The organism is Azospirillum sp. CT11-132, from assembly GCF_047302835.1.
GTDB lineage: Bacteria > Pseudomonadota > Alphaproteobacteria > Azospirillales > Azospirillaceae > Azospirillum.
In genome coordinates this window covers 219,667-236,120 of sequence record NZ_JBGLZA010000005.1, presented here as the reverse complement: position 1 = coordinate 236,120, position 16,454 = coordinate 219,667, and the positions used below count along the sequence as shown (strand labels likewise).

The following is a 16,454-nucleotide window of genomic DNA, read 5'->3' as shown; positions in this document are numbered from 1 at the left end:
TTGTTGGAAAGGCGGCGCCCGCTCGTTCGATGGCGGGCGCTCGACGTCGGAGCCGAAACCGGAACCGGGGATCAGTTGCCCTTGAAGACCGGCTTGCGCTTCTCGTGGAAGGAGGCGACGCCTTCCTTGAAATCCTCCGAGCCGCGCAGGCGGCCGTAGGCCTGCCCCTCGATCTCGATGGCGCCGTTGACCGAAACGTTGTTGCCGCTGTTCAGCACGCCCTTGATGGTGCGCTGGGCGAGCGGCGAGAAGCCGCGCAGTTCATCGACCAGGGCGGCAACCGTCGCTTCCAGTTCGGCGTCGGCGACGCAGTCGGTGACGAAGCCCCAGTCGGCGGCCTGACGGCCGGGGATGCGCTTGGCCCGCATCACCATGTCCTTGGTCCGGCAGATGCCGATCATGTGCAGCAGGCGGGCCGACCCGCCGGAACCGGGGATCATGCCGATGCGCATCTCCGGCAGGGCGAACTGCGCGGTCTCCGACACGATGCGGAAGTCACAGGCGAGCGACAGCTCGAAGCCGACGCCGAAGCAATAGCCACGGACCTGGGCGATCACCGGCTTGCGGCAGCGCTCCGGGGCGGCGATGTTGACCGCCAACTCCGAAACATGCTCCGCCGACTTCTCCATGAAGCCGGCGATGTTGCCGCCGGACGAGAAGTTCTCGCCCTCGGCGCGCAGGACGATCACCCGCACCTTGGGATCGCGGTCCAGCGCTGCGAACACGGCGGCGAACTGGTCGCGCTGGAGCATGCTGACGATGTTGAAGGGCGGACGGTGCAACACGATGTCGGCGCGCTCCAGGGATTCGTCGATCTCCACGCGGAAACCGTCAAGATCGGCGAGCAGGCTGTCGGTGCTGTCGAAACGGTAGGGGGTCACGGTCGGGAACTCCATGGATGAAGGCAGTGTTCAGGAGAGTGTCGGGCTGTGTTCGGCCGGCTTGTGTTCAGTGGGCTTATGTTCAGCGGGCTTGTGTTCGAGCGCGAATTCGCCGGCCTGAAGCTTGCGGCGCAGGATCTTGCCGACCGGCGATTTCGGGATTTCGTCGAGGAAGACGTACTCGCGCGGGCGCTTGAAGTTGGCGAGGCCGGAGGTGCGGCAATGGTCGTCGAGATCCTTCGCCTCGACGCCGCGGGCGCGCTTGATGAAGGCGACGACCCGCTGGCCCCAGCGCTCGTCGGGCAAGCCGGCGACCGCGACCTCCAGCACGCCGTCATGAAGCGACAGCACGCTTTCGATCTCGACCGGCGAGACGTTCTCGCCGCCGGTGATGATCATGTCGTCGACCCGGCCGGTAACGAAGAGGTCGCCGTCGGCGTCGAGGAAACCGATGTCGCCGGTGAAATACCAGCCGGCATGCAGCGCCTTGGCGTCGGCGTCCGGCCGCTTCCAATAACCTTCGAAGGACTCGTCGCCGGACAGGTCGGCTACGATCTGCCCCTCTTCTCCGGCCGCGGCGCACGCGTCGGGATCGAAGCTGCCGAGGCGGACGATGCGGATGCGCTGGTTCAGCGCCGCCTTGCCGGCCGATCCCGGCTTTGCCGGGGCGTTCTGGTCGATGGTGAAGGTGTAGATCTCGGACGAGCCGTAATGGTTGACGAACAGCTCGGGCCGGAAGGCGGCGTCCAGCCGCTTCAGCAGGCCGTCGGTCATCGATGCCCCGGCAAAGCCCAGCTTGCGCACCGACGACACGTCGCTCCGCGCGAAGTCCGGGTCGGCCAGCAGGTCGTGGTACAGCGTCGGCACCAGATAGAGACAGGTCAGCCGCTCCGCCGCGATCAGTTCAAGCGCGCGGCCGGTGTCGAAGCGCGGCAGGCAGACGAAGCAGCCGTCGACCAACGCCATCGCCAGCAGCGAACGCACTCCCATCGTGTGGTAGAGCGGCATGACCCCCAGCGTCCGCTCGCCCCGCCGGTAGCAATTCTGGGCGACATGGGCGATTGCGGAGGCGCGCTCCGTCCGGTGACGGCGCGGCACGCCCTTGGGCTTGCCGGTGGTGCCGGAGGTGTAGAGGAACAGCGAGACATGCTCTGCCATGGCGCGCGGCTGCGCTTGGGCCATCTCGCTTTCCAGCAGATCGGCGAAGCGGTGGTCGCTTCCATCGCCCGGATCGCCGACCGCCCAATCGCCAATCACAATGCGGGGCAGCGCCCGCGCCGCGGCGGAGTCCCTGACGGCGTCGGCCGAAACATCCTGATAGAAGAGGGCGCGCACCTCGGCGTCGGGCAGGCAATAGTCCAACTCGTCGGCCTTCACCCGCCAGTTCAGCGGCACGACAGCGATGCCGGCCAACTGGCAGGCCCAATGGATGGTCGCCATCTCCCAAGTGTTCTGCAGCGCGGTGGCGATGCGGTCGCCGGGGCACAAGGCCAGCCGGTCGAAGGCACCGACCAGCCGGCGGATGCGCTCCAGCCATTGCGCGTAGGTCAGCCGCAGATCACCGTCGATAATGGCGACCGCGTCGGGGCTGCGCTCCGCGCTGGCGAGGATGCTGCGGCCGAGGTCAAACATGGGCGACCTCCTCCATCGTCCGGCTCGTGACCTCCATCACGGCGCGGACGATGCCGGCATAGCCGGTGCAGCGGCAAAGATGGCCGCTCAGCATGTCGCGTAGCTCCTCTTCGGTGGGTTTGGGATTGCGGCCCAGGTAATCGGTCAGCGACATCAGGATGCCGGCCGTGCAGAAGCCGCATTGCAGGGCGTGATGCTGGCGGAAAGCCTCCTGAAGCGCGGTCATGCGCCCCTCGTTGGCCTGCGCCAGCCCTTCGACGGTGTCGATGCGCCGGCCGTCGGCCTGGACCGCCAGGGTCAGGCAGGCGCGGGCAGCCACGCCGTCGATGCGGACGGTGCAGGCGCCGCAGACGCCGTGTTCGCAGCCGACGCGGGTGCCGTGGGCGCCCAGCTCGTGGCGCAGGAAATCGCTCAGCAGCAGGCGCGGATGGGCGTGGCCGGTGCGCGGCGTGCCGTTCAGGACGATGGAGACGGCATGGCGCGTCTCCGCCGCCAGCGGCGATGTTGATTTCAGCGGCGGCATGACAGGGCCTCCTCAAGGACGGTGCGGCCGATCCGGCGGACGAGGTCGCGGCGGTAGCGCGCGGTGGCGTGCTGGTCGTCGTCGCCGCCGAGATCCCAGGCGAAGGCGTTCAGCGCCTCGTCGAGGTCCGGCGGCAGCCTGCCAGCGGCGAGCGGCCAGGAGCGCAGCGTCGGCCGGTCCGCCACCCCGCCGACGGCGAGGCTGGCGCGCTCCCCATCCACTGTGGCGGCGCAGGCAGCGATGGCGAAATCGCCATGCCGCATCGACTGCTCCCGGAAGGCATGGCCGCTGCCCGGACGGGCCAGCGGGAAGCGGACGCATTCGACGATCTCGTCCGACGCTTTCACGGTGGTCAGCGGCCCCAGGAAGAAATCGGCGGCGGCGACGGTGCGACGGCGGCGCAGGTTGCGCAGCACCACCTCGCCGCCGGTGGCGACCAGACAGAGCGGCGTCTCGGCGCTGGGGTCGGCATGAGCGACCGATCCGCAGAGCGTGCCGCGGTTGCGGGTCTGGAAATGGCCAACCCACGGCAGGGCGGCGGCCAGCAGAGGCACTTCCTGGGCCAGGGTCGGACGGGCCAGAACCTCGGCCTGGGTGACGGCGGCGCCGACGGTCAGCCAGCCATCGTCGGCGCGCAGCGTGCGCAGCTCCTCCAGCCGGCCGAGGTCGATCAGCAGGCGCGGCTGCACCAGCCGCATGTTCAGCATCGGCATCAGCGACTGGCCGCCGGCGATCACGCGGGCGTCGTCACCCCCGGCCGCCAGCGCCGCCAGCGCGTCGGCGACGGTCGCCGGCCGCAGATAGTCGAAGGATGCGGGTTTCATCGCTTGAGTCCCAGAAGGCGCAGCAGGCGCGCCAGAAGTGACGGGTGTTCGGCCGGTGCGGCGGTGCCACCGGCGCGCGCCACCAGCTTCTCGAAGAACTGGCCGATCAGCAGGCGCGACGCGCTGTCCAGCATCCGGCCGCCGACCGCAGCGACCTTGCCGCCGACCGACGCGCCATACAGGTAGGTGACGCGCGTGCCGGTGGGCGTGCGCTCCAGCGTGACATGCCCGGTGCCGCTGCCCGATCCGAGCGCACTGGTGCCGCTGCCGGCCAGGGTCAGCGCGTTGGGCGGGTCGAGGTCGGACAGCGCCACCTCCGCGGTGTAGCGACCACGCACCGGGCCGATGCCGACAACAACCTCCGCCCGGTAGGCGTTGGGACCGACGAGGTCCAGCGCCTCGCAGCCGGGCAGCAGCGCCGCAAGCTCCTTCGGGTCGAGCAGGATGGCCCAGACTTGTTCGGGGTTCGCCGGCACCTCGCGGCTGCCCTCCCCGGTCAGGCCGCGCCCGCCTTTGGCGGCGGCCGACGGCGGAATTTCCCTGGCGCCGGCCGCCGGCGCCGGTCGCGGCGGTTCAGGCGGATGGATCAGCGCCGCCAGTTTAGCGGGGGTGATCGGCAAGGACGGCGGCCCGTCCACGGAAGCGGCAGACAGCGCATCGGCCACCGCGTTGGCGAGGCAGACCGGCGTGCTCATGCAGTTCCCCTCCCCCACCCCCTTGGCGCCGAGCGGCGTTACCGGCGACGGGCTTTCACGGTGAAGGATGACGGGAACCGGCACCTCGCAGGCGGTCGGCACCAGATAGTCGGCGAAGGTGCCGGACAGGAAGCGGCCGTCATCGCCATAGGCGTATTCCTCGTACAGCGCGGTGCCGACGGCATGGGCGAAGCCGCCAAGAATCTGACCCTCCACCAGCAGCGGGTTCAGCAGCCGGCCGGCATCGTGCATGGTGACGTAGCGGTCGATCCGCACCGCACTCGTCGTCCGGTCGATTTCCACGCCGCAAAAATCGAAAATGAAGCCGTAGCAGGCCGAACTGTTGATGTGGTCGGCGTCGGTCGGCGCCTTCAGCGGCTCCGGCGTCCAGAAGGCGGTCTCGCGCAGCGCCGCCTCCTGCCCGTCGGGCAGCGTGCCGGGCGCCCAGTGGCCGGCGGCGGCAACGCGGGAGAAGGACAGGCTGTTGTCCGGGTTGGCCTCGGAGAAGACCTTGCCGCTGGCGAAGCGCACATCGTCGGCCCGGCAGTTCAACTGTCCGGCGACCAGCACCGCCATGCGCCCGCGCAGCCGGGTCGCCGCCACCTGGGCCGCCCCCGCCACCGCCCCGGCGAAGCGGCTGGAATAATTGCCCGAAGCGATCGACCAGGCATCCTTGCCGGTGTCAAGGTCGGTGTTGACGCGGATGTCCTCGAAGCGCAGGCCGAAGACGTCGGCCACCACCTGGGCCAGCACGGTGCGGTGCCCCTGCCCCTGCGGAGCCGAGGCCACCGTCACCGACACGCCACCGGTGGGATCGACGGCGACGCTGGCGGTCGCCTGCGCGCCGTTCTTCGGTCCGGCCTTGCGCCGTTCATCGGCGGTCAGGACGGTGGTGATGTAGCCCATGTTGGAGATCGACGGCTCCACCACCGCGGCGTAGCCGATGCCGTAGAGCCGCCCCTCCGCCCGCAGCGCGTCGCGCCGCGCCTTCAGCGCATCGAGCGCACCCTCGCGCACCGCCTGGTCCAGCGTCGCGCGGTAGTCGCCGCTGTCGAGCGTCCCGCCCGACGCGGTGCGGTAGGGCATGGCGTCGACCGCCACCAGATTGCGGCGGATGACGTCGAGCGGGTCGAGCCCCAACTCCGCCGCCACCCGGTTCATCAGCCGCTCCAGCCCGTAATAGAGCTGCCCGCCGCCGAAGCCGCGATTGAGACCGGTCGGCGTCTTGTTGGTGACGACGATGCGGTTGGTCACCGCCAGGTTGGGAATGTCGTAGGCGCCGGTCAGGTTGCCGTGGTTGCGGTAGAGCGAGGCCGGTTCCGGCGCCCGCAGATAGGCGCCGCAATCCTCGGTCTGCTCCATCCGCAGAGCCAGCACCCGGCCGTCCGGCTCCACCGCCGCGTCGATACGCATGCGGCGCGCGGTGGCCGAGGTGGCGGCCATCAGATGCTCCAGCCGGTCCTCCACCCACTTCACCGGCCGGCCGGCAACGCGGGCGCACAGCCCCATCAGCACGACATAGGGGAACACCGCCTGCTTGTTGCCGAAGCTGCCGCCGGAATGGGGCGGCGTCTTCAGCCGCAACCGCGATCCCGGGACGTTCAGCGCCTTCGCCATCACCGGATGGACGGCGAAGGGGCCGGAGAAGTTCGACAGCACCTCGTAGGAATCCTCGGCCGCGTCGTAATCAGCGAGGACGACGAAGCATTCCATCGGGGTGCAGGAGTTGCGGGGATACTCGACCTCGACCGACACGGTGCGGGCGGTGCTGGCGAAGGCGGCCTCGGGATCGCCGTAGCGGAAGCTGCGGCTGTTGACGAGGTTGGAGCCCACCGCCGGATGGAGCGGCTCCGACCCTTCCTCCAACGCCTGGGCAATCGAGGTCACCGGCGGCAGCGGGCGGTAGCGCACCTCGATGCGGTCGAGCGCGTCTTCGGCCAGATAGCGGCTGTCGGCCAGCACCACCGCCACCGGTTCGCCGACATGGCGCACGCGGTCGATGGCGAGACACCAATGCTCCATCGGCGCGCGGATGCCGACCAGGAACGCGCTTGCATGGCGTTTGGCGTCGGCCCCGGTCACCACGGCGGCGACGCCGGGAACCGCCAGCGCGGCAGTGATGTCGATGCCCAGAAGGTCGGCATGGGCATGCGGCGAGCGCAGGATCGCGGCGTGGAGGGTGCCGGGCTTCACCGGCAGATCGTCGGCATAGCGGGCAACGCCGGTCAGCAGCGCCGCATCCTCGACCCGCGGCATCGCGCGGCCGACGAATGGCGCCGGACTTGGCTTGACTTCAATGGTCTGCGTGGCGGTCGCAGGGGCCGTTTGGGTGGCCGTCATCGTCATCCTCCGGTTACCGGAGAAGACTAGACCGTTCGCCCCGCAAAGCTTTTACCGTGGAGTGTCGCGATTTACCCTAGCGTCTCATTTTCATGCATGCCCGGCCTCAGGCGGCCCGCCGCCTGCCCGGTCCACCAGATTGACGACGCGGCGGTATTCGGTGGGCGTCACGCCCTGGTGGTTGCGGAAGAAGCGGCTGAAATGGCTGGGCGCCGAAAAGCCGAGCCGGCCGGACACCTCGGTGGCGCTCTCCAGCCCGGCGGCCATGGCGTCGATGGCCGCTTCCATCCGCAACACGTTGAAATAGAGCGCCGGGGTGATCGCCATCGTCTGCTGGAACAGCCGGAACATGTGGGCACGCGACAGACCGGCTGCGGCAGCGACGCGGCCGGCGTCGAATTCCTCGCCCAGGGTTCCCCGCATGAAACGAATGGCCTGACGGATGCGGAAGTCGCCGGCCGCCGGGGCGGCATGGCGCGTGCCGCCCAGCGTCCGCCATTCGGAGAAACGGTCGATGATGGCGATCATCAGGTCGAACAGCGCCTCCTCCATCCGCTCGCCCGACGGATCGTCATACAGCAGTTCGGCTGCCATACGGTCGGCCAGCCGGCGGATGTACGGCGTCAGCTCGCCGCAGGACTGCGCGAAGAAGCCGGGATTGCCGCTGGCGTTGAGTTCCCTCTGCATGGCGCCAAGCCAGCGCGGTTCGATGTACAGCGCCAGGATGACCGTGCGCGGAGCGCCCGGCTGGTGGGCATAGGAATGGGCCTCCCAGCTGTTGACCAGAACCGCAGTGTCGTCGCGCAGCGGATAGAGCTGTTCCCCCACCGCGAAACGGGTGTCGGCGCCGGACGCCTTGATCAGCACATGGCAATGGGGATGCGCGTGATGGATCAGCGCATTGTCCATGTCCAACAAGGCGACGCGGCCAAAGCTTCCCTGATGGATGCGCATCGCTTTCGACATGGCGTCCGATCCCTTTCTACCCGCCCGCAGCCAGCGGCCGCAGGGGTAATCTTCGATAGTTTGCTTTACAAGCTAATCATCAGCGGCCGCCTTTACCAGATCCATCGGACGGGATCCCTTGGACGCATGGCTGCCGGTAAGAGGAGAAGGAGCGGCAAAAAGAAGTGCCGGCCTGCTGCCCGAAGATGGCGGATCGACCTTAGAGGCGGTTTCCAGAACCCTTGTGTCTTTGAATTTTGCTAGAGAAGAAGCCCTGGGGGGTGGGGCATGCCCCACCCCCCAGGGTGGAGCGGCACCCGCTAAACCCTTGGCCCTGGCCGGCCGCGGATGAGCTTGGGACCGCTCCGCCGTCTTCCACGCCCGAACAGTTGCCTGGCACGACCGCCGAACAGGCAAGGAAGGGATCCGAAGAATGGCACTTCTTCTCATATTTGTCGGCATTGATGTAAGCAAAGACGCTCTCGATGTCCATCTCCTGCCCGGCAACGCTTCCTGGCGCGTGGACAACACCGAGCAGGGCTGGAAACAACTGATGGCGTGGCTGGAACGCCACGGCGAGCCGGCCCAGATCACCATCGCCCTGGAGGCCAGCGGTGGCTTCGAGAAGGGCTGCGCCCGCAAGTTCGCCGAGGCGGGCTATACCGTCTCCATCCTCGATCCGGTACGCGTGCGCCGCTTCGCCGAGGCCGCCGGTCAGTTCGCCAAGACCGACGCCATCGACGCCCGCGTCATCGCCCGCTTCGCCCAGACCTTCACCACCACCCCGGCGGTCTTCGACCAAGCCACCGAGCGGCTGGCTGAGACTGTGCGCTGGCGCCGCCAGCTGATCGAGCAGAAGACCGCGCTGGACAATCAACTGCGTGGCTTGACCAGCACCTCCCTGCGCCGTGCCACGCGCGGCCTGCTGACCCGGCTCGAAACGCTGATCGAGCGGATCAGCGACGAGATCGCCAAGCAGATCCAGGCCAATCCGGCCTGGACCGCCGTGACCAAGCCGATCCACTCGATCAAGGGAGTCGGCCCGGTCACGGTCGCCACCCTGCTGGCCGAGTTGCCTGAACTGGGCAGGCTCGACCGGCGAAAGATCGCCGCATTGGTTGGGGTGTGCCCTTACACCCGCCAAAGCGGCAAGAGCGACGCCAAGCGCATGATCCGCGGTGGGCGCCTTGGACTGCGCAACGCACTCTACATGGCCGCACTAACCGCCATGCGATATGATCCAACCCTCAAAGCCTTCTCCAAGCGCCTCAGAGCCGCCGGAAAGCCGGGAAAGGTCGCCGTCGTCGCTGTCATCCACAAAATGCTGACAATTCTCAACGCTCGGGTCCGTGACGCACTGGCAGCCATTCCCACCAACACATGAACAAGACAGTTGCTCATCCGATGATCACCCCTCCGGAAACCCGCTGATCTGCTGTCGGTTTCCTGTGCCTTTGGCACAGAGAGGCGGGCATGGGACCGACAGTTGCGGACTTGGTTGCAGGGCTCATCGACCGGATCGAGGCTCGGCCTGCCGGCCCCGGGCGTCCGCCGATGTCCACCGTGGAGGTCATCGAAACCCTCCGCTTCTTCCTGCGTGAGGGCGTCCAGTGGCGCGAACTTCGGGCGGCGGACGGGCGCGCCTCAGGCTCAACCCTGCGCCGCCGCTTGGACAAATGGGACACGACAGCGTTGCTCCGCCGTGTCCATGCCGTCCTCGTCCGTATGGCGCGCTCCGGTCCCGATGCCGCCGCTTGGGACGTCGTGGTCGACAGTTGTTCGGTACGTGCAAAGCACGGTGGTGAGTTGACCGGACCAAACCCGACCGACCGCGGCAAGCCCGGCACCAAGTATCACGTGGTGGTCTCCACTGACGGCCTGCCACTGGCGGTCATGCCGTCAGCCGCCAATGTCCATGACACCATGCTCTTCCCGGACTTGCTGCGCCTGGCCCAGGTGGTCTGCGCCGCCATTGCCAAGCTCTACGCCGACGCAGGCTACGACAGTGCCGATAACCGTTGGCTCTGCTTACGTGACGGGGTTCAACCGCACATCCGCAAGATCGGCGAGCCCCATGGCTCCGGGCTCGGCAAGGTCCGATGCGTTGTCGAGCACGGCTGCGCTTGGCTACTCGCGAACAAACGCCTGGATCGACGGCAGGATAGGCTCGGACGGATCGTCCTCTCCTTGCTCACTGCCGCCGCCATCTTCATCATCGCAAACCGCCTCAGTGCATTCTGAAGACCGCCCCTAAGAGGCGATCAGCGACCGTCCGCTCGGCACCTCCTGGGACGACATAAGCGGGGCCGCCAGCGGGCCTCTGGTCGACTTCCTCCAGCTCTGCCTGGAGGCGCTGGGCTACACGCCGACCAAGAATGCCTTGCACAACCGGGACGACTACCAGCTGCCGTTGCACCTCCTTCCGCCATCCTTTGCCACCGATCTGGAGGCATGGATGCGGCGGCTGTCCGGCGCCGATCCGCTGGACGACCTGGGTCCGGCCTGCCCGTTGCGCCCCAGCTCGCTGAAGACCGCCCGCGGCCATGTGCTGCGTTTCGCCGCCTCCGTCGTACGTGCCGGCGAGGAGCCCCAAGACGATCGAGGAGGGGCCGTATCACGAGTCGATGAAGGAGCGCCTGAACAGCCTGGAAGCGGGCAAAGCCCAGTTGCTCGCCGCAGCGGAGGAGTCCGACGCCGATCTGCCGGCGGTACTGCTGCCCCCCTACCGCCGCAAGGTGGAAGCGCTGAAGACGGCCCTCGCTGGCGGCGAGGACAGCGCCGAGGCGATGGAAATGGTGCGGATCATGATCGAGCGCGTTGCCCTGATGCCCTCCCCTGCCGGGGCGGGGTTGGACGCCGACCTGCATGGCGAACTGGCCAGCATCCTGGCTGTCTGGTAGGGCGCTGCTCAGATGCGCAAGGCTCAGACGCACGAACGCCCCGGACCTTCCGAACAGGGCCGTCAGTGTCGGTGGTTGCGGGGGCAGGATTTGGCTTTTACCGAACGTGCGCCCGACATGGGCGTAAAGAACAGGTCACCCAAGCAGATTCGAGCCAATGAGTATCGCCACCATGTCACTTGGTGGAAACTTCTTATGGTTGACATGCCAGCGCATCGGCTGCAAATGCAGGAATGCTGCGCAGAGTCGAGATTACAGCAGCGATGCGCAGCTAACCAAAAATGGAGGTCGGGACGCTTTCGAGTTCTAGTACTACAGCCGGTCTCGACTGGGCGAGTTGAGCTGTTGAGCTGTTGAGCTGTTGAGCTGTTGAGCTGTTGAGCTGTTGAGCTGTTGAGCTTGGATCCTGCGGGAGGGTCTGAGCATGAGTGGCATGGCGCAAGCGGCGGCTTGGTCCGACGCCCTAGCAGGGCTGATCAACGGACTGCACTCGTTCTATAGTGCAGTTGGTCGTCAACGTGCTGTGCGGTACGTACAGGGCCTGCTGGCGCCGCTGGAGCGCAAGACCGGCTGGCAGTTGGCCGAAGCTTTGGGTGATCCCTCACCAGCGGCAATGCAGGATTTCCTGGGCCGGACCCGCTGGGATGCCGATGCCGTGCGCGACGACCTCCAAACTTATGTCATCGAGTACCTGAGCGACGACGAGGCCGTCCTGATCTTGGACGAGACCGGCTTCATCAAGAAAGGGGACCGCTCGGTCGGGGTGAAACGGCAGTATTCCGGCACCGCCGGACGGATCGAGAACTGTCAGGTGGGCGTCTTCCTCGGCTACGCCACCCGGCGCGGCCGGGTTCTGGTCGACCGCACACTCCACCTGCCCGAGGAGTGGGATCGCGCTGGACCATCGAGTCCTGCTTCGAGGCCGCCAAGGGCGAGGTCGGGCTCGACCAATATGAGGTTCGGTCGTGGACGGGCTGGCGCCGGCACGTCACGCTGGCCATGCTGGCTTTGGCCTTCCTCACCGTCGTGCGCATGACGGCCATTGGGGGGAGAGGACCGGCTCAACCTGACCGCCGACCTTCTCCCCCTGACCGTGCCCGAGATCCGCACCCTCCTGGCAGCCTTGGCCGGCCGGTAACTCCTCCCCACCGTCGCTATCGCTTGGTCCATATGGCGAAGACGACATCAACAGCGGGCACGCTGGTCTCATTGGAAACGCCGAACAAAAACCGATAGAGACCGGCTGTAGTACTAGTGCGGTTCAGTTCCCCTTCAATCGGATACCACAACGAGCAGATCCTTGGTCTCGACACTCCATCCCTGCTCGATCACGATGCGCTCGACCGTACCGGGGCGATCGGCGCGCACGATGGTCTCCATCTTCATCGCTTCCAGCGACATCAGCGCGTCGCCGGCTTCGACCCGCTGGCCCGGCCGGATCAGGATCCCGGTGATCAGCCCAGGCATCGGCGCCCCGATATGGGCGGGGTTGCCGTTCTCCGCCCTGGTCCGTCCAGCCCGCGTCGGTGTTACCGAGCGGTCCTGTACCTCGATCGTGCGCGGCTGCCCGTTCAGTTCGAAGAATACGGCGCGCTGCCCAGCTTCGTCGGCCTCCCCGATCGCCAGGTAACGCATGAGCAACGTCTTGCCCGCTTCCAGAGACAGCGACACCTCCTCGCCCCGCACCAGCCCGTGGAAGAAAACCGGGGTGGGGAGCACGCCGACGTCACCATAAACCGCACGGTGCTTGGCGTAGTCGGTGAACACAGTCGGGTACATGAGGTATGAGGCGAGTTGGCAGTCATCGACCGGATGGCCTGCCGCACGCTCCGCCGCGGCGCGCTCCGCCTCCAGGTCGGCCGGCGGGATCAGCGCACCGGGCCGGCCGGCCAGCGGCGTCCCGCCCTTCAACACCTTGCGCTGCAAAGCGTCCGGGAAGCCGCCCGGCGGCTGGCCGATCTCGCCGCGCATCAGCTGCACCACCGAATCGGGGAAGGCGATCTCCTTTGCCGGGTCGAGCACATCCGCCTCGCCCAGCCCGCCGGCGACCATCATCAGCGCCATGTCGCCGACCACCTTCGACGTCGGCGTCACCTTGACGATGTCGCCGAACAACCGATTCACCGTGGCGTAGGCTTCGACCACCTGATCCCAGCGCTCCTCCAAACCGAGCGCGCGTGCCTGTTCCCGCAGGTTCGTGTACTGGCCGCCGGGCATTTCGTGCCGGTAGACCTCCGACGAACCGGCACGCACGTCACTCTCGAACGGCGCATAGCATCGCCGCACCTGCTCCCAATACTGGGACAGCACCGTGATCGCCCGCCGGTCAAGGCCGGTGTCGCGCGCCGTATGCTCAAGCGCCGCGGCGATGGAACCCAGGGGGGGCTGCGACGTCAACCCCGACAGGCTGTCCATGGCGGCGTCCACCACGTCCACCCCGGCCTCCACAGCAGCCAGCACGCTGGCCGCGCCGGCGCCGGAGGTGTCGTGGGTGTGGAAGTGGATGGGCAGCCCGACCTCCTCGCGCAGCGTGCGCACCAGCAGAGCGGCAGCGGCCGGCTTGCACAGGCCGGCCATGTCCTTGATGCCGAGGATGTGGGCGCCCGCCGCCTCCAGTTCCCTCGCGAGGGCCACGTAGTATTTCAGGTCGTACTTGGGCCGGCGCGGATCGAGCAGATCGCCGGTGTAGCAGAGGGCCGCCTCGCAGATCGCCCCGGTCCCGCGAACCGCGTCGATTGCGACGCGCATGTTCTCGACCCCGTTCAGGCTGTCGAAGACGCGGAACACGTCGACGCCGCCCGACGCCGCTTGTTGGATGAAGTGGCGCACCACGTTGTCCGGGTAGTTGGCGTAGCCCACCGCATTCGACGCGCGCAGCAGCATCTGCAGCAGCTGGTTCGGCATCGCCGCCCGCAGGCCGGCGAGGCGCTCCCACGGGTCCTCCTTGAGAAAGCGCATGGCCACGTCGAAGGTAGCGCCGCCCCAGCACTCCACCGAGAACAGCTGCGGCAGCAGTCGGGCATAAGCCGGCGCCGCGGCGAGCAGATCGTGGCTTCGAACCCGGGTGGCCAGCAGCGACTGGTGGGCATCGCGCATGGTGGTGTCGGTCACCAGCACCTTGCGCTGCTCGCGCACCCAGCGGGCCAGGGCGTCGGCCCCGTCCAACTCCAGGCGCTGCTTGAGGCCCGGCGGCGGCGCGTCCGCGGACATGGCGGGCGGCTTCGGCTGTGCCGGACGGGGAGCGGCTTTGCTCTTCAGCTCGGGATAGCCATTGACCATCACGTCGGCGATGTAGGTCAGCAGCCGGCTGGCGCGGTCGCGGGGCGGCGGGCGGCGGAAAAGCTCGGGCGTGGTGTCGATGAAACGCGTGGTGCAGGTGGCGGCGCGGAACTCCGGATGTGCGATCAGCGCCTGAAGGAAGGTGAGATTGGTCGTCACGCCGCGGATGCGGAACTCGCGCAGGGCCCGGTCCATGCGGGCGATCGCCTCGTCCGGGGTCGGCGCCCAGGCGACCACCTTCTCCAGCAGACTGTCGTAGTGCCGAGTGAGCACCGCTCCGGAGTAGGCCGTGCCGCCGTCCAGGCGGACGCCGAAACCGTTGGCGCCACGGTACAGGCTGATGCGGCCGTGGTCGGGGACGAAGTTGTTGTCCGGATCCTCGGTGGTGATGCGGCACTGGATGGCGTGACCCGACAAGTTGATGTCGCTCTGGGCCGGAACCCCGCTCCCGGCATCGCCGATGCGGGCCCCGGCGGCGATGCGGATCTGCGCCTTCACGAGGTCGATGCCGGTGACCGCTTCGGTGACGGTGTGCTCGACCTGGATGCGCGGGTTCACCTCGATGAAGTAGAAGGCGCCGGTGTCGGCGTCCATCAGGAACTCGACGGTGCCGGCGTTGCGGTAGCCGGCAGCGCGGGCAAGCGTGAGTGCGGCGTCGCACAGCGCGGCGCGCTCGACCGCCGTCAGGTAGGCGGCCGGGGCGCGCTCGACGACCTTCTGGTTGCGGCGCTGGACGGAGCAGTCGCGCTCGAACAGGTGGACGAGCGTGCCGTGCGCATCGCCCATAACCTGCACCTCGACGTGACGGGCGCGGCGGACGAGCTTCTCAAGGTAAAGCTCGCCGTTGCCGAAAGCGGCCTGGGCCTCGCGCCGGGCGGCGGCGACCAGATCCGGAAGGCCCTCAGCCGTCTCGACGACGCGCATGCCACGGCCACCGCCGCCCCAACTTGCCTTCAGCATGAGGGGATAGCCGATCTCCGCGGCAAGGCGCGCCGCGCCGGCAACGTCGTCGGGCAGTGCGCCCGTTGCGGGCATGACGGGAACGCCGGCCGAGACGGCAAGGGTGCGCGCCGCCACCTTGTTGCCGAGCAGGCGCATGGTGTCGGCCGACGGACCGATGAAGGTGATGCCCGCCGCGGCGCAGGCGTCCGCGAAGTCCGGGTTCTCGGAAAGGAAGCCATAGCCGGGGTGGATGGCGTCGGCGCCGGTGCGGACGGCGGTGGCGATGATGGCGTCGATGTCGAGATACGCCTCGATGGGTCCCCTGCCCTCGCCGATCCGATAGCTCTCGTCCGCCTTGAAGCGGTGCAGTGAAAAACGGTCCTCGTATGCAAAGACGGCGACGGTCGGGATCCCGAGTTCGGTAGCCGCACGCAGCACACGAATGGCGATCTCGCCCCGGTTGGCGACCAGAATTTTGCGAAAGGGGGAGGCATGCATCACGATATCCCGACCAGAAGAGAACATCCGGAAGCCGTCCGGACCTGACGGAGGGTTGGCGTCACCCCTACAAGGCGGCGTCCAGGGCCGGCATTGCCGTAAACAGGTCGGCGACGAGGCCGTAGTCGGCGACCTGGAAGATCGGCGCCTCCTCGTCCTTGTTGATCGCGACGATGATCTTGCTGTCCTTCATGCCGGCCAGATGCTGGATGGCCCCCGATATGCCGACGGCGATATAGAGATCCGGCGCCACGATCTTGCCGGTCTGCCCGACCTGATAGTCGTTCGGCACATACCCCGCATCCACTGCGGCGCGCGACGCACCGACCGCGGCGCCCAGCTTGTCAGCCACCGCTTCCAAAAGATGGAAGTTCTCCCCCGACTGCATGCCGCGTCCGCCGGAGATCACCACCCGCGCCGAGGTCAGCTCCGGCCGTTCGGACTTCGACAGCTCCGCCGACACGAAGCTGGACATCCCCGGATCGGTCGTGGTCGCCAGCGCCTCGACCGGCGCCGAACCGGTCGCCGCCACCGGATCGAAGGCGGTGCTGCGCACCGTGATGACCTTCACCGAATCCGCCGATCGCACCGTGGCGATGGCGTTGCCGGCATAGATCGGCCGCTCGAAAATGTCCGGCGACACCACCGCGGTGATTTCCGAAATCTGCGCCACGTCCAGAAGCGCCGCCACGCGCGGCAGCACGTTCTTGCCCGTGGAGGTCGCCGCCGCCAGCACATGGCCGTACCCCGGCGCCAGGCTTGCCAGCAGTGTGGCCAGCGGCTCGGCCAGCGCATGCGCGTAGATTGCGTCCTCGGCCAGCAGCACCTTGGCGACGCCGTCGGCCTTGGCCGCGTCCTCTGCCGCGGCGCGGGCGCCTTGCCCGGCAACCAGGACGTGGACTTCGCCGCCGATCTTCCGGGCGGCGGCGATGACGGACAGCGTGGCGGTCTTGAGCGACGCGTTGTCGTGTTCGGCCAGGATCAGGATCGTCATG

At 67.8% G+C, this 16,454-nt stretch carries 11 protein-coding genes and 1 pseudogene; 4 read left to right on the top strand and 8 right to left on the bottom strand.

The window, feature by feature from the left end; genetic code table 11:
- Positions 1 to 71 precede the first annotated feature (71 nt).
- The 6 genes from ACCD06_RS20770 to ACCD06_RS20745 form a co-directional block, all read right to left on the bottom strand.
- Positions 72 to 881, bottom strand: coding sequence for an enoyl-CoA hydratase/isomerase family protein (locus tag ACCD06_RS20770; protein ID WP_247871128.1), 810 nt, complete (start codon positions 879 to 881; stop codon positions 72 to 74).
- A gap of 30 nt (positions 882 to 911) precedes the next feature.
- Positions 912 to 2,513 carry an AMP-binding protein gene (locus tag ACCD06_RS20765; protein WP_413343161.1) on the bottom strand — a complete coding sequence of 534 codons (1,602 nt, stop codon included), beginning with the start codon at positions 2,511 to 2,513 and terminating at the stop codon, positions 912 to 914.
- Positions 2,506 to 3,036 carry a (2Fe-2S)-binding protein gene (locus tag ACCD06_RS20760; RefSeq protein WP_413343159.1) on the bottom strand — a complete coding sequence of 177 codons (531 nt, stop codon included), beginning with the start codon at positions 3,034 to 3,036 and terminating at the stop codon, positions 2,506 to 2,508. Before ACCD06_RS20760 ends, ACCD06_RS20765 begins: the two co-directional genes overlap by 8 nt.
- Complete coding sequence (locus ACCD06_RS20755) at positions 3,024 to 3,860, bottom strand: FAD binding domain-containing protein (RefSeq protein WP_109155684.1); 837 nt, start codon at positions 3,858 to 3,860, stop codon at positions 3,024 to 3,026. The genes ACCD06_RS20760 and ACCD06_RS20755 overlap by 13 nt, the downstream gene beginning before the upstream one ends.
- The gene (locus tag ACCD06_RS20750) at positions 3,857 to 6,895 is read right to left on the bottom strand and encodes a xanthine dehydrogenase family protein molybdopterin-binding subunit (RefSeq protein ID WP_413343156.1); all 3,039 of its coding nucleotides are present in this window, start codon (positions 6,893 to 6,895) and stop codon (positions 3,857 to 3,859) included. Before ACCD06_RS20750 ends, ACCD06_RS20755 begins: the two co-directional genes overlap by 4 nt.
- 90 nt (positions 6,896 to 6,985) lie before the next feature.
- A complete protein-coding gene (locus ACCD06_RS20745) occupies positions 6,986 to 7,861 on the bottom strand; it encodes an AraC family transcriptional regulator (protein WP_413343154.1) in 876 nt (291 codons plus the stop codon).
- A gap of 427 nt (positions 7,862 to 8,288) precedes the next feature.
- Here ACCD06_RS20745 and ACCD06_RS20740 point away from each other — a divergent pair, with 427 nt between their 5' ends.
- The 4 genes and pseudogenes from ACCD06_RS20740 (at position 8,289) to ACCD06_RS20725 (ending at position 11,976) form a co-directional block, all read left to right on the top strand.
- Positions 8,289 to 9,224: an IS110 family transposase gene (locus tag ACCD06_RS20740; protein ID WP_413344062.1), complete on the top strand. Its 936-nt coding sequence runs from the start codon at positions 8,289 to 8,291 to the stop codon at positions 9,222 to 9,224.
- Between the two features lie 89 nt (positions 9,225 to 9,313).
- The gene (locus ACCD06_RS20735; RefSeq protein WP_413343152.1) at positions 9,314 to 10,081 is read left to right on the top strand and encodes an IS5 family transposase; all 768 of its coding nucleotides are present in this window, start codon (positions 9,314 to 9,316) and stop codon (positions 10,079 to 10,081) included.
- Positions 10,082 to 10,464: 383 nt separating this feature from the next.
- A complete protein-coding gene (locus tag ACCD06_RS20730; RefSeq protein ID WP_413343150.1) occupies positions 10,465 to 10,740 on the top strand; it encodes a hypothetical protein in 276 nt (91 codons plus the stop codon).
- 424 nt (positions 10,741 to 11,164) lie between these two features.
- Positions 11,165 to 11,976, top strand: a pseudogene (locus ACCD06_RS20725) (IS701 family transposase).
- Between the two features lie 36 nt (positions 11,977 to 12,012).
- On the opposite strand, the gene ACCD06_RS20720 reads toward ACCD06_RS20725, so the two are convergent.
- Together ACCD06_RS20720 and ACCD06_RS20715 are read right to left on the bottom strand one after the other, a co-directional pair.
- Entirely contained in the window at positions 12,013 to 15,459 is a 3,447-nt protein-coding gene (locus tag ACCD06_RS20720; RefSeq protein ID WP_413343148.1) for a pyruvate carboxylase, read from the bottom strand.
- A 67-nt stretch (positions 15,460 to 15,526) separates the two neighbouring features.
- On the bottom strand, positions 15,527 to 16,453 hold the full coding sequence (locus ACCD06_RS20715) for an electron transfer flavoprotein subunit alpha/FixB family protein (protein WP_413343146.1): 927 nt from the start codon (positions 16,451 to 16,453) through the stop codon (positions 15,527 to 15,529).
- Position 16,454 lies beyond the last annotated feature (1 nt).